We start from the raw sequence: 25273 nt of genomic DNA, 5'->3' as shown, positions 1-25273 counted from the left end.
ATGGAAGCCCAGAAAATCGCACCGTTCTTCTGGTTCGACGGACAGGCGGAACAGGTCGCGCGGTTCCATACGGAACTGTTCGGCGGGACGATCACCAATATCTCGCGCTACAGCGAGGCGGGTTGCGACGTCCATGGCCAGCCGGCCGGCCAGGTGATGGTGGCAAGCTACGAAATTCTCGGCTACCGGCTCCATGCCATCAATGCCGGGCCGATCTTCAAGCCATCCCCGGCACTCTCGCTCTTCGTGCAGATGGACAACCGCAGCGACGTCGAGCGCATCTGGAAAGGCCTTTCCGAGGGCGGCGAGGTGCTGATGCCGCTCGACAGCTACGAGTGGAGCGAACTCTTCGGATGGTGCAACGACCGTTTCGGCGTCTCGTGGGAGATCTCGCTCCCGATGGGCGGCGAGGACGTCCGGCCGGTCACCCCGATGCTGATGTTTACCGGAAAGGTCGCGGGCCGCGCGCGGGAAGCCCTCAATTTCTACGCGGACGTCTTTCCGGATTCGCAGGTCGAGCTGACCAATGACTATCCGGAAGCGTCCGGCGAGCCGGCAGGCTCGATCAATCACGGACGCGCCAGGATTGCAGGCACCGGCCTGATGGCGATGGACAGCGCGATGGATCACAAGTTCGGTTTCGATGAAGGCGGATCGCTGACGATCGGCTGTCACAGCCAGGACGAGATCGACCATTATTGGGAAAGGCTGGTGGAAGGCGGCGGCGAGCATGGCCCCTGCGGCTGGCTCAAGGACCGTTTCGGCTTCTCGTGGCAGGTCGTCTCCACCGAAGTGATCGCCCTCTTCTCGCAGCCGGACAAGGAGGCGGCTTCGCGGGCCATGGAGGCGATGATGAAAATGAGCAGGATCGACATCGCGGCAGCCAAAGCCGCAGCAAAGGGAGAGTAGAATGGCTTACGTCCAGGGATTTCTGTTGCCGGTACCGAATGCCAACAAGGCGAAATATACCGAGATGGCCGAAATGGGGTCGCGCATCTTCAAGAAGCACGGCGCGCTCAGTGTCTTCGAATGCTGGGGCGACGACGTGCCCGACGGCAAGGTGACCTCGTTCCCGCTGGCGGTAAAACTCGAAGAGGACGAAACCGTGGTCTTCTCCTGGATCGTCTGGCCGGACAAGGCGACATCCCAGAGCGGCATGGACGCCTCGATGAAGGACTTCGAGACCGAACTGGGCTCCGATCCTTCGAACATGCCTTTCGACGGCAAGCGGATGATGTGGGGCTTCTTCGAGCCTATCGTGGAGGATTGAGGAGCGAGAAACCCGGGACTCGCCCTCACCCCAGCCTGATGGCGAGTTTCTTTCCGGTCAGTTTCGAGAGCTGGTTGAGCCGCCCCTCGACGCGCTCACCGAGGAAATTGGCCATGTCCCGGGGCAAGGTGAAGTAGATTTCCGCATTCTCGTCGCCCGGTTCGGCGCGCTCGAACTTCAGGCGGGGCACCACACCGTCCATCGAGGCCGAGCAGAGATAGATCACGCGCAGCATCCCGCCCAGCAGCTTGGCGAATTCGACATAGCGCGGGGTGGCGATGGTTGCGAGCGAGCGGGACGAGCCGTCGTCGTTGAGCCCCTCGAAGCGGTAGTAATTGGCGAGCGCGATATAGGCGCGGCCGGCGTGGCTGATGCCGGAGAGGGTCGAGTGGGCGATGATGTTGAGCGCCTGCAGGCCGCGATAATCCGGATGGGCGCGCCAGGATATGTCGGCCAGCAGGCAGGCCGCCTGACGATAGCGCGCGTCGTCCTCGGTCTCCTCTATGCCGAAGACCTCGAACATCTTCCCCGTCCATTCGGCAAGTTCCCGGGCATGGCGGGGCGAGCGGGCACGCAGGTTGGCCAGCACGTTCGAGGCCGCAAGCAGCGAGTCCTGAACCGCGTCCTCCTCCGGCAGAAGCGAGTAGAGATAGCCCTCGCGCACACCAAGGGCGGAGAACGACAGCTTCTGGGGTTTCATGATCTCCATGAGCTCCTGCAGCGCTACCGCGCCGAAAGGCAGGAGCGCGCGGCGGTTGCGAGAGATCTTCTTGAGTTCCTCGTCGCGGTTCGGCTTCATCCGCGCGACCTTCGCGAGAAACTCGAGCGCCTCATCGAGCGGGATCTCGTAGGCCTGCATCATGTGCAGCGGGTAGCCGCTCATCTCCATATGAAGCTTGGCGATGTTTCGCCAGGTGCCGCCGACCGAATAGAAGGTTCGCCCCACCCCGCCCTTGAGCAGTTCCGCCTTTCTAAGATGCGTGCGCGCGATTGTCCGTGCCTTGGTGATCGAACCGCCGGAGAGTTCCGACAGCCGCAGACCGCCGAGCGGCAGGGTGATGCCGCCCGAATAATCACGCCCGCGCACATCGACCAGTTCCAGCGATCCGCCGCCGAGATCGCCGGCGATACCGTCGGGATTGTGAAAGCCGCTGATGATGCCGAGCGCGGAGAAACGAGCCTCCTCGACGCCTGTCAGCACGCGGATCTCGCAGCCTATCGCCTCCTCGGCGGCCTCGATGAATGAGGCGCCGTTTTCCGCTTCGCGCGCCGCAGCCGTCGCGAGAACATGGATTTCCATCGCACGCGCCTGATCGGAGAGCGCCCGGAACCGGCGGAGAGCATCGATCGCGCGGCTGATTGCCTCCTCGTCCATCCGGTTGCCGGAGGCGAGGCCCTTGCCCAGACCGCACAGCACCTTCTCGTTGAAGAGGACGGAGGGAGAACGGTTGAGCGCCTCGTAGATGACGAGACGCACGGAGTTCGATCCAATGTCGACGACGGAGACGGGATAGGTTCCCGGCGCTCGCCCATGGGCTTCAGTTTCTATCATGCAGGAAGACTAGTTCGTTTCAGGTGCAACTTGAACTGGGCAAAATGCCGGCTCTAGCGTTCGGGATGAGACACGCGCCGCGCAATCAGCCTCGGAGCATTGGATTTAAGGGCTTCCCCGCGGCCGGAAAGGCTCGGGTTGGTCATGAAATAATGCTGTGCATTGAAAGGTTCCTCGCCTTCTTCGGCGACGATGCGACGCGAGGTGCCATCGGGCAGGATTTCGTAGCTCTGCTGATTGTCGATGACGTTGCCGAGCATGATCTGGGAGAGGATCTGCTCGTGAACAGTCTGGTTGGTGATCGGCACGAGTGTTTCGACACGCCGGTCGAGATTGCGCGGCATCAGGTCCGCCGACCCGATATAGACCAGCGCCTGTTTCGACGGCAGGCCGTGGCCGTTACCGAAGCAATAGATGCGGGAGTGCTCGAGGAAACGGCCGATGATCGACTTGACGTGGATCGTTTCGGACAGGCCGGGAACCTGCGGGCGCAGGCAGCAGATGCCGCGCACCACGAGTTCGACCTCGACACCGGCGATCGATGCCCGGTAGAGCGCGTCGATGATCTGCGGGTCGACCAGCGAGTTCATCTTCATCCAGATGGCAGCCGGACGCCCCGATTTCGCATGGCGGATTTCGGCCTCGATATTGTCGAGGATGCGCGGGCGCAGATTGATCGGCGACACAGCAAGCTTCTCGAGCCCTTCCGGTTCGCCGTAACCGGTGATGAAGTTGAACACACGCGAGACGTCGCGGGCAATCACCGGGTCGCAGGTGAAGTAGCTCAGGTCGGTGTAGATCTTGGCCGTGACAGGGTGGTAGTTGCCGGTGCCCAGGTGGCAGTAGGAGACGAGCTTGCCCTCCTCCCGGCGCACGATCAGCGACATCTTGGCGTGGGTCTTGAGCTCCACGAAGCCGAAGACCACCTGCACCCCGGCGCGCTCGAGATCGCGTGCCCAGCGGATGTTGGCTTCCTCGTCAAAGCGCGCCTTGAGCTCGACCAGAGCCGTCACCGATTTGCCGGCTTCGGCCGCGTCGATCAGCGCCCGGACGATGGGGCTGTCGTTCGAGGTCCGGTAGAGCGTCTGCTTGATGGCGAGGACTTCGGGATCGCGCGCGGCCTGAAAAAGGAACTGCACCACCGCATCGAAGGATTCGTAGGGATGATGGATGACCAGATCCTTCTCCCGGATCGCGGCCAGCGTGTCGCCGGCATGTTCGCGGATGCGCTCGGGGAAGCGGGCATTGTAGGATTCGAATTTCAGGTCGTCGCGCGGCGCCTTGCAGATCTCCGACAAGGTGTCGAGCGCCAGTAGCCCCGGCAGCACGGCCACCCGATTCTCCGGGACATTGAGCTCATGGACGACGAATTCACGCAACGACTGCGGGATCTCGGAATCGAACTCGATGCGGATCACCGAGCCACGCCGGCGGCGCTTGAGCGCGGTCTCGAAGTACCGCACCAGGTCCTCGGCCTCTTCCTCGAGTTCGATATCGCTGTCGCGGATGATGCGGAAGGTACCGGACCCCTTGACCTCATAACCGGGATAGAGCCGTTCGATGAACATCGAAACGACGTCTTCGAGCGTGATGAAGCGGATCACGCCGGTATCGGTGTCGGGCAGGCGCAGAAAGCGATCGAGGGCGACCGGAAGACGCACGAGGGCCGTCATCGGCTCGCGTCCCTTGCGCCGTTCCAGCTGCAGGCAGATCGAGAAGCCCAGATTGGGAATGAAGGGGAACGGATGCGCCGGGTCGATGGACAGCGGCGTCAGCACCGGGAAGATCGACTGGAGGAAGGTTTCTTCCACCAACGCCTTGTCCTCGTCCTCCAGCTGCGCCGGGCGGACGAAATGAATGTTCTCCGACGACAGATATTGCTGGAGGACCGCAAGCGAAGCCTGCTGCTCGAGCTGAAGCCCGTCGACCTCGCCCAGGATACGGTCGAGCTGTTCGGCGGGATTGAGGCCGTCGGCGGACCGGGTTGCGATGCTCTGGCGCACCTGCCCCTCGAGACCGGCAACGCGGACCATGAAGAATTCGTCCAGGTTGGTGGCCGAAATCGAGAGAAAACGGACGCGTTCGAGCAGCGGATGGTTCTCGTTGAGCGTCTCCTCGAGAACACGCCGGTTGAACTGCAGCCAGGAGAATTCGCGATTGACGAAACGGTCCGGGCTGTCGAGCAGGTCGTTGTCCGGGGTTTCCGGCGTCGGCTTGATCAGCGACTTCGTCTCCGGGACCCTGATCTCGGGGGTCTCGGGCGCCTTGGTATCGACGGTCGGGTTTTGCGGGGTTTCGCTCATCTCGTTCATTGCCGTAGCATTCCTTTAATGGGCCGTCCTGTCCAGCGGCAGCCCGGGATCGATTCGCAGAGATAGATCAGAAAACTATGACAATGAGGCGTCGGAAATCCCGCCTTCGAATTCGGCGAGGACTTCCGAAGCCAGCTGGCGGGAGATCTTCGATTGCCGGGAAAGGGCCAGATCGTCGAGGCGGGCAACGATGCGACAGGCCGCATCGAGCGAGCGTTCCATGCGTGAGACGAGGTAGGATACAACCCGCTCGTCCGGCACGATCTGGCGGTCGGCGAAAAGCTTGACCAGCACCTGCGCCAGCAGTTCGTCGTCAGGCTCGCCGATTTCCACCGTGGTCGCGGCCTTCAGGCGCGAGGCAAGGTCGGGGAGCCTGACGTTCCAGGCCGCGGGCCAGAGCCGGCTCGTCATCATCAGCGTGGTGCCGTTCTGGCGCACCGCGTTGATGAGATGGAAAAGCGCGGTATCGTCGAAGCCGATGCGATCGACATCCTCGACCAGCACCGGACCGGCGGCGGCGAGTTCCAGCGTCACCGCATCGGGCCTGTCAACGAGAACGGGAACCGCACCCGATTGCTCCGCCCAGACCGATGCCAGATGCGACTTTCCCGACCCGGTCGGGCCGGCCACGATGACGACCGGCGACGGCCAGTCCGGCCAGCGATCGATCAGGCTTATGACCGCGTCCAGCCGGTCCGACACGATGAGATCCTCACGGCCAGCCGAGGGCTGGTGACCGAAATTGAGCGGGATCTGTCCCTGTTTCGAACTGTGCGGCATGGGGCGCGGCGCTTTCCTCGTCAGATCGCGTCGTCACGCTTGGTCTCGGTGACCAGAAGCTGACGCGACTGGCCGTGATAAAGATCACTGTCGAGATATTTTTCAAGGGCGAAACGGACCAATACACCGAGGGCTGCTGCCGCTGGAACGGCCACCAGCATGCCGACGAAGCCGAACAGCGCACCGAAGGCGAAGAGCGCAAACATCAACCAGACCGGATGAAGCCCCACCGAGGAGCCGACCAGACGCGGCTGGAGGATATTGCCTTCGAGGAACTGGCCGATGAAGAAAATCCCGAGAACCACGCCGATCATGATGTAGTCGGGCCAGAACTGGACCAGCGCCACGCCGAAGGCGAGCACGAGGCCGATCGTCGAGCCGACATAGGGAATGAAGCTGATCAGACCGGCGAACAGGCCGATCAGCAGGCCGAAATTGAGCCCGGCGATCGACAGCGCGATGCCGTAGAACAGCCCCAGCACCATGCAGACAGTGCCCTGCCCGCGAATGAAGCCGGCCACCGTGCGGTCGATGCGCCTGGCGAGTTCACGCACCGTGTCGACGTGATCGCGCGGGATCCAGGCGTCGATCTTGGCCACCATGTCGTCCCAGTCGAGAAGCAGGTAGAAGGCAACGACGGGGGTGACCACCAGAAGGGCGACGACGTCGACAATGGACTTGCCGGAATTCCAGATCTGCTGGAGGACGGAGCCGAGGAACCCGGCGCCTTCCTTGATCAATCCGGAGAAGGAATTCTTCATGCCCTCGATCTGGCCGGCAAGCCAGTCGGGCATGTAGTCGTGCGCCGAGGTCGTGACCAGGTGCTGGAGGTTCTCGAAATAGCCCGGCACCTTCGAAGCGAAATCGGCGGCCTGGGTGACGAGCAGCGGGATGATGATGATGAAGCTCGCGATGAACATCACGACGAAGACAAGCAGGATGAGCGCCGTGGCGGCGAGCCGGCTCATGCCAAGCTTCTGCAGGCGGTCGGCCACCGGATCGAGAAAATACCCCAGCGCCATGCCGGCCACGAAGGGCAGCAGGATCGACGAGAAGACGTAGAGAAAGAAGGCGAACATCGCCAAGGCGATCAGCCAGAAAAATATCTGCCTGCGCAGCGCCGCGCGATCTACGTGGGTCGTCATGCATCGCACTCCTGTTTCGGCGGCGCTGACATGACAGATGACGTGGATGACACCGTCTGTCTAGCTCGTCTCTGCCATATGCCGCATCCAGGTGCGGAGATAGGCTGCCGCGGAAGCTGTGGTCAAGGCCGCCGTTCCCAGACCGAGCCAGAAAAGGATCGCCGACAATTCCGATAGCCCGGCCTGATCGGCAAGGGCCACCGCTACCAGGACGATCTGGATGGTGGTGGTCATCTTGGAGACGAAGATCGGACGGACCTCCACCGGCTGCGACATCAGGTGCGAGATCAGCACCGCACCGACGATCAGCACGTCACGCGACACCACCAGCACCACCAGCCAGCTCGGGATTTCACCGAGATAGCCGAGCGTGATGAAGCCGCTGACCAGCAGAAGCTTGTCGGCGATCGGGTCGAGATAGGTGCCGAGCTGACTGACCTGCCGGAATTTGCGGGCGAGATAGCCGTCGACCGCATCGGAGATGCCGGCAATCAGGAATACCAAAAACGCCCATTCCGTCTCGCCGTCGAGCATTGCGAGAATGAACACCGGAACGAGAACAAGGCGACCCATGGTGATGAAATTCGGCCAGGTCATCGCCGCTAGCACTGCCTCCGTTATCGCAATTCTCCCTCGCTCATAGCAGACTCTAGTTCGTCGAGCCCCGTCCGATTTGCAAGCCGGTGGCGGTTTTACGTGCATGTGCGGGTGTGGATACCCGATGACCGAGGGAATAGCGGCTTGCGCATATGCCGCCAAAATGCGATTTCGCGGGCAGATACCCGCTGCGGGCCGGACCGCCCGCCGGGCAAGGACAAATTGCGAAAGAGGGTGCCGGCGGATGAGCAGCAAGGGCAATGGCCTGACCTACAGCGATGCAGGGGTCGATATCGACGCGGGCAACGAACTGGTCAATCGCATCAAGCCGCTGGTCAAATCGACCCGCCGCCCGGGCGCCGACGGAGAAATCGGCGGTTTCGGCGGCCTGTTCGATCTCAAGGCTGCCGGTTTCACCGATCCCGTTCTCGTCGCCGCCAATGACGGCGTCGGCACCAAGCTGAAAGTCGCCATCGAAGCGGACAAGCACGACACGGTGGGCATCGATCTCGTCGCCATGTGCGTCAACGATCTCGTTGTCCAGGGCGCCGAACCGCTGTTCTTCCTCGACTATTTTGCCACCGGCAAGCTCGATCCCGCACAGGGCGCCGATATCGTGGGCGGCATTGCCGAGGGCTGCAAACAGGCCGGCTGCGCTCTGATCGGCGGCGAAACGGCGGAAATGCCGGGCATGTATTCCGCTGGCGACTACGACCTCGCAGGCTTCGCGGTAGGCGCAGCCGAGCGTGGCCAGCTGCTGCCCGCCGGTGATCTGGCTGCGGGCGACGTCATCCTGGGCCTCGCCTCCTCCGGGGTTCACTCCAACGGCTATTCGCTGGTGCGCAAGATCGTCGGCCTCTCCGGTCTCGCCTATGCCGACAAGGCCCCGTTCGATCCGGAGATCACGCTCGCCGAAGCGCTGCTGGCGCCGACGAAAATCTATGTGAAGCCGCTCCTCAAGGCGATCCGCCAAACAGGTGCCATCAAGGCGCTCGCCCACATAACCGGCGGCGGCTTTCCCGAAAACATCCCGCGGGTGCTTCCCGAAGGACTTTCCGCCGAGATCGATCTCGATGCCGTCAAGGCACCGGCCGTCTTCGGCTGGCTGGCCCGGACCGGCGGCGTGGAGCCCAAGGAAATGCTGCGCACCTTCAATTGCGGCGTGGGCATGATCGTCGTCGTCTCCGAGGAGAACGCGCGCAAGGTCGCCGACATTCTGACCGGCGAGGGCGAAAGCGTCGTCCGTCTCGGCGTGATCGGCACCCGCGCAGCCGGTGCGCCCGGCGTGGCCTACAAGGGAACACTGAGCCTGTGAGCGAGAGCGAAGCCCCTGCCCCGTCCCGCAAGCCGCGCCGCAAGGTCGCCGTGCTCATCTCCGGTCGCGGGTCCAATCTCGGCGCGCTGATCGCTGCCGCCATGAAGCCCGACTACCCGGCGCAGATCGTGGCCGTCATCTCGGACAAGGCGGATGCCGCCGGGCTCGAACGGGCAAAGGGTTTCGACATTCCTGCCAGGGCGGTCGCACGCAAGGATTACGACAGTCGCGAGGCCCATGAGGCCGCGGTGCTGGAAGCGATCGAGGAGACGGGCGCGGAAATCGTCTGCCTGGCCGGCTACATGCGCATCCTCTCCGAGGATTTCGTGCGCCGCTGGAAGGGGCGGATGATCAATATCCATCCGTCGCTGCTGCCGTCATTTCCGGGACTTGATACGCATCACCGGGCCCTGGCAGCCGGCTGCCGGGTGCATGGCGCAAGCGTGCATTTCGTCACCGAAGTCATGGATGACGGTCCGATCATCGCCCAGGCCGCGGTTCCCGTCCTGAACAAGGATACCGCCGAAGCACTGGCCGAGCGGGTATTGAAGGCCGAGCACAAACTCTATCCGGCGGCTCTGGCGCTTCTGGCGCGCGGCGATGTGCGGATGAGCGGAGACGGAATGTCGTCAGCCTCGGGTGCCGGCACGTTCTCCACCGAAGACGAGATGCTGATCGTCACCGGCTGACCCGCATCGACGAAAAAAGTGTCTGCCGGCACGGGGGATTGCCGACAGACACTGCCGCATTTTTCCTGGGAAGGAATGCGGGGGACGTCCAGATGACGTTTACTTGGCTGTGATGACAGTCATGACGAGCTTGCCGTCGACCTTGATCGGGCCGTCTTCCTTGGCGCCGAGGGTATATTCGAATTCACCCTCCTTCATGCCGCCTTCCTCGCCGTGAACCATCAGCATCAGCATGTCGCCGGATGCCACGTCCTCGTCGAGATCGGCAGTGACGTCCTTGTTGTCACCCTTCTTGATCCAGGCATGGCCAACGACCGGACCTGGCTTCATGTCGGCATCGGTGCGGTGAACGACGAGCCAGCCGTCCTGAGCGGTCATGATGTCGGAGGCGGTGACGGTGCCGCCGGAAACGTCCTGGTCGGAACCGGAAATCGAGTATTCGTCCATGGCGCCGGCCATGGCGACCGATGCAGCGAGAGCGGTGGCGGTCAGGATCGAAGTGCGGAAAAATGTCATGTCTGTCTCCTCGTTGTAATTTTGATTGCGTCCGGGGAGACGAGGCCGCACACGGAAAAGTTTCACCTCATCAAGAAATATCGAAAAAAAAATTCGGCCCGGGCGGGAAATTCCCGTCCAGGCCGTTTCTGAACACCTTTGGCCGGCGGGATCAGGCCAGTTCAGGCGTGATCGACAGCGTGCCGGACGTGGCGTGCGAGTAGGGGCAGACCTTGTGGCCGCCGGCGATGAGGTCTTCGGCGACATCCTTCTCTACGCCCGGAAGATCGACCTTGATCTTCACATCGAGACCGAAGCCGGTGTCCTCACGCGGGCCGATGCCGACGGAGACGGTGACTTTCGCGTCGTCGGGCACCTTCACCTTCTTCTGGCCGGCATAAAAGCGCATCGCGCCCATGAAGCAGGCCGCGTAACCCGCGGCGAAGAGCTGTTCGGGGTTTGCACCATTGCCGCTGCCGCCCATCTCCTTCGGAACGGCGAGGTCGAGATCGATCGTGCCGTCCTCGGTGCGGGTGTGACCGTCGCGGCCTCCCCCGGTGGCGGTTGCAGTGGCGGTGTATGCGATCTTGGTCGGCATGACATTCTCCCTGTCAAATTTAATTGCTTACGATTATATCGTGCACGATATATATGGGCGACACGCAAGGCCGTCAAGTCTTGCAGCCCAATCGCGCACGACATAGTTTCGGTACAGGAGTCAAACGCCATGACCGACGAAAAGTTGCCTGAGACCTACCGCCCGGCCCCGGAATCGATGCTGTGCTTCGATCTCTATGCGACCCATCATGCCGTCGGGCAGGTCTATCAGCCTTTGCTCGCGGAACTGGGCCTCACCTATCCGCAATATCTCGTACTGGTCACGCTCTGGACCGGTGACGGGCTGACGGTCGGCGAACTCGGTCAGCGGCTCGGGCTTGAATCCTCCACATTGACCCCCCTCATCAAACGGCTGGAAAACAACGGGGTTCTCTTACGCGCGCGCGACAAGTCCGACGAGCGGAAGGTGCGTATTCACCTCACCGAGGCGGGAAAGCAGATGGAGGGACGCGCCCGCCACATTCCCGGCTGCATCGCGGAAGCCTTCGGACTGCCGCTCGCCGACCTCCACCGTCTGCACGAGACGCTGACCCGTATGCGGGCTTCGCTGAAGGCGAGCATGGAGCAGAGCTAGCAACGCCCTGACACGAAACAGGCCATGAGGGAGAGCGCGACCGGTCAGTCCGCCTTCTTCATCCAGACATGGGTATCGTGGAAAGCGGCACCGCCGAAGGGCGCGATGGCATCCGCGCCGGTCAGCACGTTGATCCCCTCGCCGCGCTCATGCGCCTTGTTGGGCCAGATGCCCTCGGCGATCAGGGTGCCGCGCTTGGCCTCGACCGTCACTTTGGCGTGGAGCACCACTTCACCGCGTCCATTGCCGATCTCGACCCGGTCGCCGGTCGCCAGGCCCGACATTTCGGCGTCATCGGGATGGACCATGAGCTGCGGCCGCCCTTCGCGCTTCACCGAACCCGGCGTCTCGGTGAAGGTGGAGTTGAGGAACTGCCGCGCCGGCGAGGTTGCCAGGCGGTAAGGATGTCCCGCGTCGGCGGTCTCGATGAGTTCGACGTGGTCGGGAAATTCCGGCAGGTCGTCGACAGGCCCCTGCAGGCCCATGGTTTCAGGCGGACGCGTGGCCGTCTGCTGGCCGCGCCAATCGGGCCTGAAACGGTACTTGCCGTCCGGGTGACCGAAGCCGTTGAGGAAATGGGAGGTCTCGAAATCCGGCTGCACATCGGCCCAGCGCTCTTCGGCGAATGTCTCGAAGTTGCCCAGCCCCCGCGCTTCGAGCATGCGATCGACATGCTCGCGCGCGGTCAGCCCGAAACCTTCGCGGTCGGCGACACCGAGGCGTTTGGCGAGTTCCTCGATCACGTAGAGGTTTTCGCGCGGACCTTCCGGCGCCTCGATCAGTTTTGGCCCGAGCAGAATGTGCTGGTTGCCGCCGCCACGATAGATATCGTCATGTTCGAGAAACATGGTGGCGGGCAGGACGACATCGGCCAGTTCCGCCGTCTCGGTCATGAACTGTTCGTGCACGCAGGTGAAGAGATCCTCGCGCAGGAACCCTTGCTTGACCAGCCGCTGCTCCGGCGCGACGTTCACCGGGTTGGTGTTCTGGATCAGCATCGCGGTGACCGGCGGCCCGCCATAGAGTTCGGCCGGATCGTTGGTCAGCACGCGTCCGATCTTGGACTGATCGAGACTGCGGATCGACTTGTCCTCGTAGGACGTGCCCTCGACCAGCGACTTCTCGATATTGAAGATGCCGCCATTGGTATGGAAGGCGCCGCCACCCTCGTATTGCCAGGCGCCGGTGACGCTGGCCACCGAAAGCGCCGCATGCATGTTTGCGGTACCGTTGCGGGAACGCGAAAACCCATAGCCCAGACGGAAATAGGTCCGTCTCGTCTCGCCGACGAGCGCGGCGAAAGCTTCGATTTCCTCCACGGAGAGGCCCGTGATCTCCGCTGCCCATTGCGGCGTGCGGCTCTTGAGGTGCCTTTCGAGCCCGTGCGGGTCGTCCGTGAACTTTTCGAGATAGGGCCAGTCGGCATGGCCGTCGCGGAACGCGACATGCATGACGGCGCAGGCGAGCGCGCCATCGGTGCCGGGTTTCAGCACCAGCGCCATGTCGGCCTGTTTCATGGTCGGCGTATCGTAGACGTCGATGACGACGATCTTCGCGCCGCGTTCCTTGCGCGCCTTGACCGCGTGGGTCATCACATTGACCTGGGTGGTCACCGGATTGGTGCCCCAGATCACCACGCAATCGGACTTGGCCATCTCGCGCGGATCGGGACCACGCAACGCCCCCGTTCCCATGGCGACGCCGGTCCATGCGGCATTGACGCAGATCGTGCCGAAGAAGCCCGAATACCGCTTGGCATGACGCAGGCGGTGGATCGAATCGCGCTGAACAAGCCCCATCGTGCCGGCATACTGATACGGCCAGACGGTCTCGGAGCCGTATTTCTCTTCCGCCGCCAGAAATTTCTCCGCCACCAGATCGAGGGCAGCTTCCCAGCTTGCCTCCTGCCACCTGCCTTCGCCCCGCGCACCGGCACGGACGAGCGGCTTCATCAGCCGGTCGGGATGGTGGACGCGTTCGGAATAGCGGGCGACCTTGGCGCAGATGACACCGGCGGTATAGCTGTTGTCGGGCGCACCGCGAACGCGGCCGATCTTGCCGGGTCCGAGAATTTCGACGTCCAGCGCACAGGTCGAGGGGCAGTCATGGGGACAGGCAGAGTGGCCGATCCGGACCTCGGACGCCTGACCCTTGCTGCGGATGGGGCTCGCTTCGTTCATCGTTTCCCTATATGGGAAAGGCGCGACGACCGCCAGTTGTGCGGGTGAGCTGATTTTCCTCTTTTTGCCCTTTGTGGCAGGCAAATTTTCCCATGAACTACCGCCATATCTATCACGCCGGAAACTTCGCCGATGTCCTCAAGCACGCCATTGTCGCGGCGATCATCACCTATCTGCAGAAAAAGGACGGCGCCTTCCGGGTGATCGACACGCATGCCGGGCTGGGAGCCTACGATCTGGGATCGGAAGAAGCGCAGAAGACCGGTGAATGGCAGACTGGCATCGGCCGTATCGCGCAGGCCGATCTTTCGGCCGAGCTGAAAACCTTTCTCGCGCCCTGGCTCGCGGCGGTCGCCGAGATCAACGGCGGATCGCTCGTGCCGCTGAAACGCTATCCCGGCTCGCCCCTCCTCGCCAGAACGCTGTTTCGCAAGCAGGACCGGCTTTCGGCGATCGAACTGCACCCGGCGGACGCGGCGAAGCTTGCCAGGCTCTTCGAGGGCGACCACCAGGTTCGTGTCACGGAACTCGACGGCTGGCTGTCACTCGGCGCGCATTTGCCGCCCAAGGAAAAACGCGGGCTGGTGCTCGTCGATCCGCCTTTCGAGAAGGAAGGCGAGTTCGCCCGCCTCGTCGATGGCCTCGACCGGGCGACAAAACGCTTTCCCGGCGGGACTTACGGGCTATGGTACCCGCTGAAATCGGATGCCGACACGGCAGGCTTTCATGACAGTCTGAAGGCTCTGGGCCGCCCGCGAACTCTCGTTGCCGAGCTCTGGGTAAGGGATCTGAAGACCGAGAAGGGGCTCAACGGGTCCGGCATGATCGTGGTCAATCCACCCTTCACGCTGGCCGGAGAACTGAAGACAGTCCTGCCGGAACTGACCGCGCTTCTGGCGCAGGACAAGGGCGCTGGCTTCCGCGTCGACATGCTGGTCGGAGAATGAGAGGGACGGCGGATACGGCGAATGGACAGGTAAAAATCTTGTTCAATAAAGTTTAAACCTTTTAACGAGCCGATTTCGTTCCTATCTACAGTTTCGTGTAACCTATCCGGCGCACGCGCCGACATGCCTCGGGGGACCCGGGGAGCAGACAGACATTGGATCGACGATGAGCCAGTCCGACATTGGGTGGGAGCTGTGGCGCAGCTTTCTTGCCGTCATGAGCGAACGCTCCCTTTCCGGCGCCGCCCGCAGCCTCGGGGTGTCCCAGCCCACCATCGGCAGGCACATCGACCAGCTGGAGACCGCCCTCGGGGTGGGACTGTTCACACGCGCGCAGAACGGGCTGACACCCACGGACCTCGCAACGGCTCTCGAACCGCAGGCCCAGGGCATGGCGGCATCGGCCGCCGCTCTGTCGCGCACGGCGTCGGCGGGCGCGAATTCCGAAGACGGCATGGTCCGCGTATCGGCCACGGAAATCATGTCGAGCGAAATGCTTCCGCTCATTTTCGAACCGCTGCTGCGCGAACATCCCGGCCTGCAGCTCGAGATCGACGCCTCGAACCGGACCGTCGACCTGCTGCGCCGCGATGCGGACATCGCCGTCAGGATGCAGCGGCCTGAACAGGGTGCGCTGCTGGCGCGCAAACTCGGCGTATTGCGGCTCGGCCTGTTCGCGACGCGTCAATATCTGGGCAACCGGCCATTGCCCGACAAGCCCTCCGACCTGGCCGAGCACCGGATCATCGGCCCGGACCGCGACCCCATCTACCGCAGTCGCTTCTCGTCGACGGTGCCGGAGATTTCGCCGGAGATCTTCACCTACCGCAGTGACAGCCACACAACCCAGCTCGCTGCACTGCGCGCCGGTATCGGTATCGGCATTTGCCAGGTGTGGATCGCGGAAAACCAGCCCGATCTCGTGCCCGTCCTGCCCGAATCCGTACACTTCGAACTCGAAGTCTGGCTGACGATGCACGAGGATCTGCGCCACAGCCGGCGGATCAAGATGGTCTACGACCACATCGCGGCATGCCTGCCGGCCTATCTCACCTGAGCGATGACGCGCAACTCGGCCTTAAAATCCTTGACCTTTAGGCCGGCCCTGCGCATCTTTCCGCAACTGCTGAATCATATCTGCCATGAAGCGCTCGAGGGCTGAGAGAATGTTGAAATCGTTGCAAGCATTTGTCGCGGCCGCGACCCTGACGACCGCATTTGCAGGCGTCGGAGCCCCGACCCCGGCCAACGCGTTCACCGGCGGCAGCTTTCCCGCCTGTACCGAACAAGGCGTGCTCTCCTACATGGCGCACCGCTTCGTGTGGACGGACGACCACGTCATCCAGCGTGGACTGAGAGTGGACGACATCACCCACGCCCGCGAGAACAAGTACGAGCCGGCAACCGAGATCCATCAGGTCGGCCGCCGCTATTGCCAGGCGACCGCCTGGATGAACGACGGCACCAAGCGCGAGATGTGGTACCTGATCGAGGAAGGCATGGGCTTTGCCGGTCTCGGCGACAATGTGGAATTCTGCATTTCCGGCCTCGATCCCTGGCACGTCTACGGAGCCTGGTGCCGCTCGGTCCGCTGACCCTTGCCTGCGACCAGGCGGATAGCGGGATTTTTGCCGCTCCTCGCCGCCGCGCTTCTTCTGGGTGCCTGTTCGGAAGCAGAAACGCCGGACCAGCCTGCCCCCGAGATCAAGTCGACCTCGGCAAGGCCCGTCGCCGCCGACTTGCCGCAAGGTTCCGGCTTCGATTTCTACGTTCTCGCCTTGTCCTGGTCGCCGACCTATTGCCTTCATGAAGGGCGCGAGCGGCAGGATCGCACGCAATGCGGCGACGGCAGGAGCCATGGCTTCATCGTCCACGGGCTGTGGCCGCAGTTCGAGCAGCGCCATCCGGAATATTGCCCGACACGCCTGAGCGACCGCGTTCCCGACAAGCTCATCCGCTCCCTGATGGATCTGACACCCAGCTACGGGCTGATCGGCCATATGTGGCGCAAGCACGGCACCTGCTCGGGGCTTTCGCAAGACGACTATTTCACCGTGGTGCGGTCCGCGCGGGAGCGGCTCGTGATGCCGGCGGCCTTCGACGCGGCGAAATCGAAGCAGACCATTTCACCGCAACAGGTCGAGACGCTGTTCAGCGAGGCCAATCCCGGCCTGACGGCCGATCGAATGGCGGTTACCTGCACCGGCGGAGAGTTGCGGGAGGTCCGTATCTGCCTTACCACCGAACTGGAGTTTCGCTCCTGTCCCGAGGTCGACCGGTCCGGTTGCCGCGCGACAGCACTCTTCGTTCCGCCGCCCGGCTGACCGCATTTTCCAGCAACTGCCCGACAGAGGTCATGTCATGAAACTGCTTTTCTCTTCCGCCTCCCCCTACTCGGCTAAGGTCCGCATGGCTGCCGAGGTGGCAGGCCTATCGATCCAGTCCGTCCCCATCGCGACGGCTGACGAACCCGCCGAACTGATCGACAACAATCCGCTCGGCAAGATCCCGACACTGATCACGGATGGCGGGATCACCGTGTACGACAGCCGCGCGATCATGGGCTATCTCGACCGCACGGGCGCCCAGCGCATCTATCCGCGCAACGCCGAAAAGCGGACCGAAGTGGATGTGCTCGAAGCCCTGTGCGACGGCATTTGCGACGCGCTTCTGCTGTGCGTCTACGAAAAGCGCTTCCGTCCGGAAGACAAGTATCATCAGCCGTGGGTGGATACCCAGTGGCGCAAGGCCATGCGCGGCCTCGATGCCCTCGAAACGCGCATTCCGCGCATGGGCAAGACGCCGACCGCCGCCCATATCGCGATAGCTGCGGTGACCGGGTACCTGGCGCTGAGATTTGACGGCCAGTGGGAACGCGGCCGCCCCAAGCTCAAGGCCTACGGGAAGAAGTTCGCGGCGAACTATCCGGCACTCGCTCCGCTGATGCCTTCGGCCTGATCTCGTCCGCGCTCACCCTAGCGCGCCAGGCAAAAGAAAAGGCCCGGGACGAACCCGGGCCTTCGAAACGTCCAGCCCGATCGAAACCGGGGCGGAAGTGACGTCGAACGTCAGAACTTGAGGCCGATACCGGCGCGAACGGAATGGGTATCGAAGCCGGTCGACACGTTGGTGCCAGCCAGATTGAAATCCTCCGAACCGTAATCGGTGTAACGGTACTCGAGACGTGCGGTGATGTTTTCGGTGATGAAGGTTTCAGCACCGGCACCGACGGTCCAGCCGATCATCGTGTTGTCGTCAGACGCACCACCACCCGGAGCGGTCACTTCGAGGTTGGTCGCAGCGACACCGGCCGTACCGTAGATGAGGACCGGGTTCAGGTCGTAACCGAACCGGGCACGGATCGAACCTTCGACGCCCTGTTCCGCAGTGGTGCCGACAGAAGAGACGCCATCGGCGCCCGAGTAACCGACATCACCTTCGATACCGTAGACGAAATTGTCGGCCTGCCAGTTGTAACCACCGTAGACACCACCGTTCCAGCCGTCCGTGTCGGAGGCCACGCCGTCGGTGTCACCCCAGTTGTAACCACCGAACACACCGGCATAACCGCCGGCCCAGAGGTATGCGGGAGCGGTTTCGATGGCAACCGGAGGCGCGGGCGGAGCCTCGACGATGGCATCAGCGGCACGCGCCTGCAGCGTAAGCGGCAGCGCCATTGCGGTCGTGGCGAGAGCCAGCGTGAACTTGCGCATGTATGAACTCCTTTTTTGCACACCCGACATAACGGGTGGCAGGACATGTTGTTCCCTGCAGCGGAGAGAATATTTCCAAACTCTGATGCAGCAGGCATTCGGGATATCGCGTTCGAGGGCCCGGAAAACTCTCCGACCCCTTTACTTTCAGGCTGCTGGCCGAATCCTTTCACGAATTCGGCCAAGCGCTGAGGTGGACCGAAATCAGAATTTCAGGCCGATACCGGCGCGGATCGAGTGATCGTCGTAACCCGATGACACGGTACCGCTATCGAGGTTGAAATCATCCGAGCCGTAGTCGCTGTAGCGGTATTCCACCCGCGCAGTCACCTTCTCGGTCAGGAAGGTTTCGACACCTGCGCCGACCGTGTAGCCGACCATGGTGTTGTCGTCGGACGAAGCGCCGTCGGACATTTCCAGATTGGTGGCTGCGACACCTGCCGTACCGTAAACGAGGAACGGGTTCATGTCGTAACCGATACGGGCACGGAGCGAACCTTCAGCGCCGGATTCGGTGCTGAAACCGGTCGCCGCGGATGCACCGTCGGCACCCGAGTAGCCAACATCGCCTTCGACACCGTAGACGAAGTTGTTGGCCTGCCAGTTGTAGCCGCCGTACACGCCACCGTTCCAACCGTCATTGTTGGAAGTGACATCGGTTTCACCCCACTTGTAACCGCCGTAGACACCGGCATATCCACCGGCCCAGAGATAGGCGGGAGCGGTTTCGATTTCGGCGACCGGCGGTGCGGGCGGTGCTTCGGAAATTGCATCGGCAGCACGCGCCTGAATTGTCAGCGGCAGCGCCATGGCGGTGGCGGCGAGAGCCAGCGTAATCTTGCGCATGTAATAACTCCTTATTTGCACACTCGTCTCATTGGACGGACAGACGGATTGCGTTCCGTCTTGGCAATGATATCTGGACCTCGAATGCGGCATCGGAGGAGCCACATTGTGACGACACGGCGGCAGGAAGAAGACTCAATGTGACGTTGCCGAAAAACCACACCGCCTGCATGGGCCCGTATTGCAGGGAGTTGCGCTCTCTCGATTGCATCTGAAGCCCGTCGGCCTATATGAGGGGCAAACCTTTTCGCCATTCAGCCTGCCCGCGAGACACATTCCTTCATGATCAGTTTTTCCATGCTTGTCGCCGGGATGGCGCTGTTGATGTTCGCGGGCGACTATCTCGTCAGGGGCGCGGTCGGCCTGGCGGCCCGTTTCGAGATCAATCCGCTCATCATCGGCCTGACGGTGGTCGCCTTCGGCACCTCCGCTCCGGAACTCTTCGTCTCGCTGCAGGCGGCGTGGGACGGCGTGTCCGGCATCGCCATCGGCAATGTGGTGGGATCCAACATCGCCAACGTGCTGCTGGTCCTCGGCGCACCGGCCTTGATTGCGGCCCTGCACTGCTCGGAGCGCGGAATCGGCGCCTCCCTCGCGGTCATGATGCTGCTGACCGTTCTGCTGATGGCTTTCATGGCCACCGGAACGCTATCGCGGGTCGAAGGCGTCGTCCTTCTCCTGGTGATGGCCGGCTATCTCGCCTGGCAGATCCGTCGCGCCGTGAAGGATCCCGCGCACGCCGCGATCGGTCATGAAGACGACGAAGAGATCGTGCCGCCCGATTCGTCCACGAAGATTGCTCTTTTCATCCTTCTCGGTCTTGTCGGCCTGCCGATCGGTGCCTGGCTCACCGTCGCGGGGGCCTCGGAAATCGCCCGCATGTTCGGCGCGTCCGAAACCGCGATCGGGCTTACCGTGGTGGCCATCGGGACATCCCTGCCGGAACTGGTCACCTCGGTGATGGCCGCCTGGCGGAAATCGGGCGCGGTCGCCATCGGCAACGTCGTCGGCTCCAACATCTTCAATATCGGCTTCATTCTGGGCATCACCAGCCTGGTGCTGCCACTTCATGTCGATGAGCGTGTTATCCATGTCGACATGTGGGTGATGCTCGGCACGTCCGCCCTCATCGTCGCGCTGTCGCACTGGAACCGCCCGATCGGCAAGATCGGCGGCATTGCCATGCTGGCGGCGTTCGCACTTTATATCGTGACGGTATTCTGAGCCGTCGAATCGGCTGAAACGGAGCAACCGTGGTCACGGAAGACACATCGACGATCGCCCTGGTCACCGGCGCCGGCAAACGCATCGGTCGCGCCATCGCGCTCGACCTCGCCGTTCACGGCTTCAAAGTCGCCGTCCACGCCAACACGTCGAAGCACGACGCCGAGGAAACCGCCTCGATGATCCGCGATGCGGGCGGCAAGGCGGAGGTGTTTCTGGGTGACCTGACGAAGGCCGACGTTCCGGCGAAACTGATGGCCGCCGTGACCGAGAGCCTCGGCGCTCCGCGTCTGGTGATCAACAATGCCTCCATCTTCGAGGCGGATTTCGCCGACGAATTCGATGGCGAACTGTTCGACCGTCACATGGCGGTGCACGTGAAGGCCCCCGCCCTTCTGGCCGCCTCCATGGCCAAGGCATTGGCGAAAGATGTCGACGGCCTCGTCGTCAACATGATCGACCAGCGGGTGAAGCGGCTGACGCCCAACTTCTTCTCCTACACGCTGTCGAAATCGGCGCTATGGACCGCCACGCGCACCATGGCGATGGCCTATGCGCCGAAAATCCGCGTCAATGCCATCGGCCCGGGTCCGACGCTCAAGAGCTCGCGCCAGAGTGACGCGGAATTTGCCAGGCAGGTCGAAAAGGTCCCCCTCGAACGCTCGCCGGAACTCGGCGAGTTCGGCGCCACCATCCGCTATTTCTGGGCGAACAAGTCGATCACAGGGCAGATGATCGCGCTTGACGGCGGCCAGCATCTGGCCTGGGAAACGCCCGACGTCCTGGACATAGAGGAATGAGCACCCCCTCCTCACCACGTCGCGAGAAGCGTGGCTCGTCGTCCGATTCGGGCGGCGTGATCTATGACGGGACGGAAACCGACGAGGACGATCAGGATGAGGCTGCTCTCCCCGCCGACACGCCGGCCAACGCCGTCCTGTCATCCATCGAGTGGAACGAGAGCCCGGTCGTCAATCCGGGCCTGAAGGGCGCGGAAGTCATCCAGGCCTTCGTCAAGCACCTGCCCAACCAGCCCGGCGTCTACCGCATGATGAACGGCGACGGCGACGTGCTTTATGTCGGCAAGGCCCGCTCGCTGAAGAAGCGGGTGACCAATTACGCCCAGGGTCGCGGCCATTCCAACCGCATCACCCGGATGATCCGCGAAACGGCGAACATGGAGTTCGTCACCACCCGCACCGAGACCGAAGCGCTTCTTCTGGAAGCCAACCTGATCAAGCGGCTGAAGCCGCGCTTCAACGTCCTGATGCGCGACGACAAGTCGTTTCCCTATATCCTGATCACCGGCAACCACGAGGCCCCCGCGATCTACAAGCACCGTGGCGCACGCGCCAGGAAAGGCGACTATTTCGGCCCCTTCGCCTCCGCCGGTGCGGTCGGTCGCACGATCAATTCGCTGCAGCGCGCCTTCCTTCTGCGCACCTGCACGGATTCGGTCTATGACAGCCGGACGCGCCCCTGCCTTCTCTACCAGATCAAACGGTGTTCGGGTCCCTGCACCGGCGAGATCTCGCCCGAGGATTATGCCGGGCTCGTCGACGAGGCGAAGGGCTTCCTGTCGGGCCGCAGCCAGACGGTGAAGAACCATCTCGCCGAAGCGATGCAATCGGCCTCCGAGGACCTCGATTTCGAGCGCGCCGCGGTCTATCGCGACCGTCTCTCGGCCCTCTCCCATGTGCAGAGCCATCAGGGCATCAATCCGCGCACGGTCGAGGAAGCCGATATTTTCGCAATCCATGTGGATGGCGGGCTCGCCTGCATCCAGGTCTTCTTTTTCCGTACCGGGCAGAACTGGGGCAATCGCGCCTATTTCCCCCGCGCCGACGCCTCGATGGAGCCGGGCGAGATCCTCGGCGCCTTCATCGGCCAGTTCTACGACGACAAGCCGGTGCCGCGTCAGATCCTGATCTCCGCCGAATTCGAGGACCGGGAACTGCTGGCCGAAGCACTCTCCACCCGTGCGGAGCGGAAGGTGACGGTGAGCCTGCCGCAGCGCGGAGAGAAACGCGAACTCGTCGACGACGTGCTGAACAATGCCCGCGAGGCCCATGGCCGCCATCTCGCCGAGACGGCCTCACAGGCGCGGTTGCTCAAGGGCCTGGCAGAAACCTTCGGGCTCAAGTCGGTGCCCCGCCGTATCGAGGTTTACGACAACTCCCACATCATGGGCACCAATGCGGTGGGCGGGATGATCGTCGCCGGCCCCGAAGGTTTCGTGAAGAACCAGTACCGCAAGTTCAACATCCGCTCCGAGGACATCACGCCGGGCGACGATTTCGGCATGATGCGCGAGGTGATGCAGCGGCGCTTCTCACGCCTCTTGAAGGACCACGCCGAAGACATGCCGAAGGCGGCGAGCGACATAACGGAAGCCGGCGAGGACGACGACACCGCGGACAGCCCCTTCCCGGCCTGGCCGGATCTCGTCCTCATCGACGGCGGTCAGGGGCAGATGACGGCGGTGCGGGCCATTCTCGACGAACTCGGCATCCGCGAGAACGTCACCGCGATCGGCGTTGCCAAGGGCATGGACCGCGAAGCGGGGCGCGAGCGCTTCTTCATGGACGGAAGGCAACCCTTTACCCTGCCGCCACGCGACCCGGTCCTCTACTTCGTCCAGCGGCTGCGGGACGAGGCCCACCGCTGGGCCATCGGCAGCCACCGGGCGCGGCGCAAGAAGGAGATGGTCAAGAACCCGCTCGACGAGGTTGCGGGCATCGGCCCCACCCGGAAGCGGGCGCTGCTCCTTCATTTCGGTACCGCCAAGGCCGTCAGCCGGGCGGGCATCGAAGACCTGCGCGAGGTCGAAGGCATTTCGGCGGCCATGGCGGAACTGATCTATAACCATTTTCATGAGGACAAGCGCTAGACTTGCCCGACTAAGGGCCACAGCGGCAGTGCCACCCTTGACGCCGGGCGGGTGGCGGGTTCATTTGGCGTCAAATGACTGATGCGGTAATATTTCCATGGCCTCGCGCGCACTGAATATCCCCAATCTCCTGACCTACGCACGGATCGTCGCTGTTCCGCTGATCGTCCTTTGCTTCTTTATCGAAGGCCGGCTGCACGGCTCGGACTTTGCACGCTGGTCGGCACTCGCGCTGTTCTCGCTCGCCTCCATCACCGACTTCTTCGACGGCTATCTTGCCCGCATGTGGGACCAGACATCGAATATCGGCCGCATGCTCGACCCCATCGCCGACAAGCTGCTGGTGGCCTCCGTGCTGCTGCTGGTGGCCGCCGACGGCACAATCGCCGGCTGGTCGATCTGGGCGGCGATCATCATCCTCTGCCGCGAGATTCTCGTCTCCGGTCTGCGCGAATATCTGGCGGCACTGAAGGTTTCGGTTCCGGTCACGAAGATCGCCAAGTGGAAGACCACGGTGCAGATGTTTGCCATCGCCTTCCTGCTTGCCGGCCCGGCGGGCGACAAGGTGCTGCCCTACACGACGGAGATCGGCATCGGGCTTCTTTGGATCGCGGCGATCGTGACCATATACACAGGGTATGATTATTTCCGCGCCGGTCTCCGGCACGTGATCGACGAATAGGATACCCCACGATGAAACTCATCTATTTCGCCTGGGTGCGCGAAAGGATCGGCAAGGCCGACGAGGAAATCGACCTGCCGGAGGGCGTCGTCACCATCAGCGACCTCATCGAGCACCTGAAGACGCGGGGCGAGGAATACGAGGCTGCCTTCGCATTTCCCGAAGTCATCCGCGCAGCCATCGACCATGAGCATGTCGAGCATTCCGAAAAGATCGGCAGCGCCAAGGAAGTCGCCCTCTTTCCGCCCATGACCGGAGGCTGACCATGGCGAGCGCGCCGCGCGTCGAGGTTCGGGTTCAGGCTGAAGATTTCGATCTCGGCGCGGAAATGGCCGCGCTCACCGGAGGGCGCGCCGATATCGGCGGCGTGGCAAGCTTCATCGGCCTCTGCCGCGACGAAGGCGGCACGCTCGCCGCACTCGAACTCGAACACTATCCCGGCATGGCCGAAAGCGCGATCCGCGCTATTGCGGAACAGGCGGCGGAGCGTTTCTCGCTGTCCGCCATTCTGGCCATCCACCGCTACGGCAAGATCGCGCCCGGAGGCCAGATCGTGCTGGTTGCGGCAGCGGCCCCCCATCGCCATGCCGCCTTCCAGGGTGCGGAATTCCTGATGGACTACCTCAAGACCGAAGCCCCCTTCTGGAAGAAGGAACATCTCGCCGACGGATCGAGCGGAGACTGGGTCTCCGCCAAGGACGCTGACGACAGCGCCCGCGACCGCTGGAAGGCGGGATCGTGAGCGAGGTTCAACTCGAGGCAAGCTGGAAGACCGCTCTCGCGCCCGAATTCGACAGCGCCTATATGGCGGACCTCAAGCGTTTCCTGAAAGACGAGCACGCCGCTGGCAAGGCGATCTTCCCGAAGGGACCGGAATATTTCCGCGCGCTCGACCTCACGCCGCTGGACAGCGTCAAGGTCGTCATTCTCGGCCAGGATCCCTATCACGGCGACGGCCAGGCCCATGGCCTGTGTTTCTCGGTCCAGCCAGGCGTGAAGGTGCCGCCCTCGCTCGTCAACATCTACAAGGAGATCGAGGCCGATCTCGGCATCGCGCGCCCGCGCCACGGCTTCCTCGAGCACTGGGCCAGGCAGGGCGTGCTGCTTCTCAACAGCGTGCTCACCGTCGAGCGCGGGCTTGCGGCGTCGCATCAGGGACGCGGCTGGGAAAAATTCACCGACAAGGTGATCGAGAAGGTCAACGCGCTCGATCAGCCGGTGGTGTTCATGCTGTGGGGATCCTACGCCCAGAAGAAGGCAAGCTTCGTCGACACGTCGAAGCATCTGGTGCTGACGGCACCGCACCCCTCCCCGCTCTCCGCCCATCGCGGCTTTCTCGGATGCGGGCATTTTTCGAAGGCCAACGCCTTTCTGGAGAAGAACGGGCGCGCACCGATCGACTGGAGCCTTCCGGAAACCGTCTCCTGACGCCTGGCGTCAACAG

The 25273-nt window shown here is 62.9% G+C and carries 27 protein-coding genes; 17 read left to right on the top strand and 10 right to left on the bottom strand.

From position 1 onward, the window contains the following. Together E2A64_RS07510 and E2A64_RS07505 are read left to right on the top strand one after the other, a co-directional pair. Positions 1 to 909: a VOC family protein gene (locus tag E2A64_RS07510; protein ID WP_133283764.1), complete on the top strand. Its 909-nt coding sequence runs from the start codon at positions 1 to 3 to the stop codon at positions 907 to 909. 1 nt (position 910) lies between these two features. Then, positions 911 to 1270, top strand: a complete 360-nt coding sequence (locus E2A64_RS07505) for a DUF1428 domain-containing protein (RefSeq protein WP_133283763.1) — start codon at positions 911 to 913, stop codon at positions 1268 to 1270. Positions 1271 to 1295: 25 nt separating this feature from the next. Here E2A64_RS07505 and ppx read toward each other — a convergent pair whose 3' ends face one another. From ppx to E2A64_RS07480, 5 genes are all read right to left on the bottom strand, one after another. Then, positions 1296 to 2822, bottom strand: a complete 1527-nt coding sequence (ppx, locus tag E2A64_RS07500; protein WP_133283762.1) for an exopolyphosphatase — start codon at positions 2820 to 2822, stop codon at positions 1296 to 1298. A gap of 53 nt (positions 2823 to 2875) precedes the next feature. Then, on the bottom strand, positions 2876 to 5134 hold the full coding sequence (locus E2A64_RS07495; RefSeq protein ID WP_244598173.1) for an RNA degradosome polyphosphate kinase: 2259 nt from the start codon (positions 5132 to 5134) through the stop codon (positions 2876 to 2878). 75 nt (positions 5135 to 5209) lie between these two features. Further along, the gene (gene hdaA / locus E2A64_RS07490; protein ID WP_133283761.1) at positions 5210 to 5914 is read right to left on the bottom strand and encodes a DnaA regulatory inactivator HdaA; all 705 of its coding nucleotides are present in this window, start codon (positions 5912 to 5914) and stop codon (positions 5210 to 5212) included. 20 nt (positions 5915 to 5934) lie between these two features. Further along, complete coding sequence (locus E2A64_RS07485) at positions 5935 to 7059, bottom strand: AI-2E family transporter (RefSeq protein WP_133283760.1); 1125 nt, start codon at positions 7057 to 7059, stop codon at positions 5935 to 5937. A 60-nt stretch (positions 7060 to 7119) separates the two neighbouring features. Further along, the gene (locus E2A64_RS07480; RefSeq protein WP_133283759.1) at positions 7120 to 7656 is read right to left on the bottom strand and encodes a CDP-alcohol phosphatidyltransferase family protein; all 537 of its coding nucleotides are present in this window, start codon (positions 7654 to 7656) and stop codon (positions 7120 to 7122) included. Positions 7657 to 7900: 244 nt separating this feature from the next. Here E2A64_RS07480 and purM point away from each other — a divergent pair, with 244 nt between their 5' ends. Next, on the top strand, positions 7901 to 8971 hold the full coding sequence (purM, locus tag E2A64_RS07475) for a phosphoribosylformylglycinamidine cyclo-ligase (protein WP_133283758.1): 1071 nt from the start codon (positions 7901 to 7903) through the stop codon (positions 8969 to 8971). Beyond that, positions 8968 to 9660 carry a phosphoribosylglycinamide formyltransferase gene (gene purN / locus E2A64_RS07470; protein ID WP_133283757.1) on the top strand — a complete coding sequence of 231 codons (693 nt, stop codon included), beginning with the start codon at positions 8968 to 8970 and terminating at the stop codon, positions 9658 to 9660. The genes purM and purN overlap by 4 nt, the downstream gene beginning before the upstream one ends. 99 nt (positions 9661 to 9759) lie before the next feature. On the opposite strand, the gene E2A64_RS07465 is transcribed toward purN, so the two are convergent. After that, the gene (locus E2A64_RS07465; RefSeq protein WP_133283756.1) at positions 9760 to 10176 is read right to left on the bottom strand and encodes a DUF7282 domain-containing protein; all 417 of its coding nucleotides are present in this window, start codon (positions 10174 to 10176) and stop codon (positions 9760 to 9762) included. A 151-nt stretch (positions 10177 to 10327) separates the two neighbouring features. Beyond that, entirely contained in the window at positions 10328 to 10753 is a 426-nt protein-coding gene (locus tag E2A64_RS07460) for an organic hydroperoxide resistance protein (protein WP_133283755.1), read from the bottom strand. Positions 10754 to 10882: 129 nt separating this feature from the next. Between E2A64_RS07460 and E2A64_RS07455 the strand changes: the two genes are divergently transcribed. After that, on the top strand, positions 10883 to 11347 hold the full coding sequence (locus tag E2A64_RS07455) for a MarR family winged helix-turn-helix transcriptional regulator (RefSeq protein ID WP_133283754.1): 465 nt from the start codon (positions 10883 to 10885) through the stop codon (positions 11345 to 11347). A gap of 44 nt (positions 11348 to 11391) precedes the next feature. On the opposite strand, the gene E2A64_RS07450 is transcribed toward E2A64_RS07455, so the two are convergent. Further along, positions 11392 to 13527, bottom strand: a complete 2136-nt coding sequence (locus tag E2A64_RS07450) for a molybdopterin oxidoreductase family protein (RefSeq protein WP_133283753.1) — start codon at positions 13525 to 13527, stop codon at positions 11392 to 11394. Between the two features lie 92 nt (positions 13528 to 13619). Between E2A64_RS07450 and E2A64_RS07445 the strand changes: the two genes are divergently transcribed. From E2A64_RS07445 to E2A64_RS07425, 5 genes are all read left to right on the top strand, one after another. Continuing rightward, positions 13620 to 14474, top strand: a complete 855-nt coding sequence (locus tag E2A64_RS07445; protein WP_133283752.1) for a 23S rRNA (adenine(2030)-N(6))-methyltransferase RlmJ — start codon at positions 13620 to 13622, stop codon at positions 14472 to 14474. 166 nt (positions 14475 to 14640) lie between these two features. Beyond that, on the top strand, positions 14641 to 15531 hold the full coding sequence (locus E2A64_RS07440; RefSeq protein WP_133283751.1) for a LysR family transcriptional regulator: 891 nt from the start codon (positions 14641 to 14643) through the stop codon (positions 15529 to 15531). Between the two features lie 112 nt (positions 15532 to 15643). Then, positions 15644 to 16069, top strand: coding sequence for a hypothetical protein (locus E2A64_RS07435; protein WP_158285712.1), 426 nt, complete (start codon positions 15644 to 15646; stop codon positions 16067 to 16069). A 33-nt stretch (positions 16070 to 16102) separates the two neighbouring features. Further along, positions 16103 to 16798, top strand: coding sequence for a ribonuclease T2 family protein (locus E2A64_RS07430; protein WP_244598172.1), 696 nt, complete (start codon positions 16103 to 16105; stop codon positions 16796 to 16798). A gap of 37 nt (positions 16799 to 16835) precedes the next feature. Then, complete coding sequence (locus E2A64_RS07425; protein WP_133283749.1) at positions 16836 to 17432, top strand: glutathione S-transferase family protein; 597 nt, start codon at positions 16836 to 16838, stop codon at positions 17430 to 17432. 110 nt (positions 17433 to 17542) lie between these two features. On the opposite strand, the gene E2A64_RS07420 is transcribed toward E2A64_RS07425, so the two are convergent. Together E2A64_RS07420 and E2A64_RS07415 are read right to left on the bottom strand one after the other, a co-directional pair. Further along, a complete protein-coding gene (locus E2A64_RS07420; protein ID WP_133283748.1) occupies positions 17543 to 18187 on the bottom strand; it encodes an outer membrane protein in 645 nt (214 codons plus the stop codon). A 204-nt stretch (positions 18188 to 18391) separates the two neighbouring features. Beyond that, on the bottom strand, positions 18392 to 19033 hold the full coding sequence (locus tag E2A64_RS07415; RefSeq protein WP_133283747.1) for an outer membrane protein: 642 nt from the start codon (positions 19031 to 19033) through the stop codon (positions 18392 to 18394). Positions 19034 to 19315: 282 nt separating this feature from the next. Between E2A64_RS07415 and E2A64_RS07410 the strand changes: the two genes are divergently transcribed. The 7 genes from E2A64_RS07410 (at position 19316) to ung (ending at position 25257) form a co-directional block, all read left to right on the top strand. After that, positions 19316 to 20257: a calcium/sodium antiporter gene (locus E2A64_RS07410; protein WP_133283746.1), complete on the top strand. Its 942-nt coding sequence runs from the start codon at positions 19316 to 19318 to the stop codon at positions 20255 to 20257. Between the two features lie 29 nt (positions 20258 to 20286). Next, positions 20287 to 21057 (top strand): SDR family oxidoreductase, encoded by a 771-nt coding sequence (locus E2A64_RS07405; RefSeq protein ID WP_133283745.1) that lies wholly within the window; start codon positions 20287 to 20289, stop codon positions 21055 to 21057. Continuing rightward, positions 21054 to 23147, top strand: coding sequence for an excinuclease ABC subunit UvrC (gene uvrC, locus E2A64_RS07400; protein WP_133283744.1), 2094 nt, complete (start codon positions 21054 to 21056; stop codon positions 23145 to 23147). The genes E2A64_RS07405 and uvrC overlap by 4 nt, the downstream gene beginning before the upstream one ends. 97 nt (positions 23148 to 23244) lie before the next feature. Further along, positions 23245 to 23829 carry a CDP-diacylglycerol--glycerol-3-phosphate 3-phosphatidyltransferase gene (gene pgsA, locus E2A64_RS07395; RefSeq protein ID WP_133283743.1) on the top strand — a complete coding sequence of 195 codons (585 nt, stop codon included), beginning with the start codon at positions 23245 to 23247 and terminating at the stop codon, positions 23827 to 23829. A gap of 11 nt (positions 23830 to 23840) precedes the next feature. After that, positions 23841 to 24092, top strand: a complete 252-nt coding sequence (gene moaD / locus E2A64_RS07390) for a molybdopterin converting factor subunit 1 (protein ID WP_133283742.1) — start codon at positions 23841 to 23843, stop codon at positions 24090 to 24092. A 2-nt stretch (positions 24093 to 24094) separates the two neighbouring features. Continuing rightward, on the top strand, positions 24095 to 24571 hold the full coding sequence (locus E2A64_RS07385; RefSeq protein WP_133283741.1) for a molybdenum cofactor biosynthesis protein MoaE: 477 nt from the start codon (positions 24095 to 24097) through the stop codon (positions 24569 to 24571). Further along, positions 24568 to 25257: a uracil-DNA glycosylase gene (ung, locus tag E2A64_RS07380; RefSeq protein WP_428977455.1), complete on the top strand. Its 690-nt coding sequence runs from the start codon at positions 24568 to 24570 to the stop codon at positions 25255 to 25257. The genes E2A64_RS07385 and ung overlap by 4 nt, the downstream gene beginning before the upstream one ends. The last annotated feature ends 16 nt before the right edge of the window (positions 25258 to 25273 follow it).

Source organism: Pseudohoeflea suaedae (assembly GCF_004354915.1).
Classification (GTDB): Bacteria; Pseudomonadota; Alphaproteobacteria; order Rhizobiales; family Rhizobiaceae; genus Pseudohoeflea; species Pseudohoeflea suaedae.
This window is presented reverse-complemented; position numbering and strand designations above follow the sequence as displayed.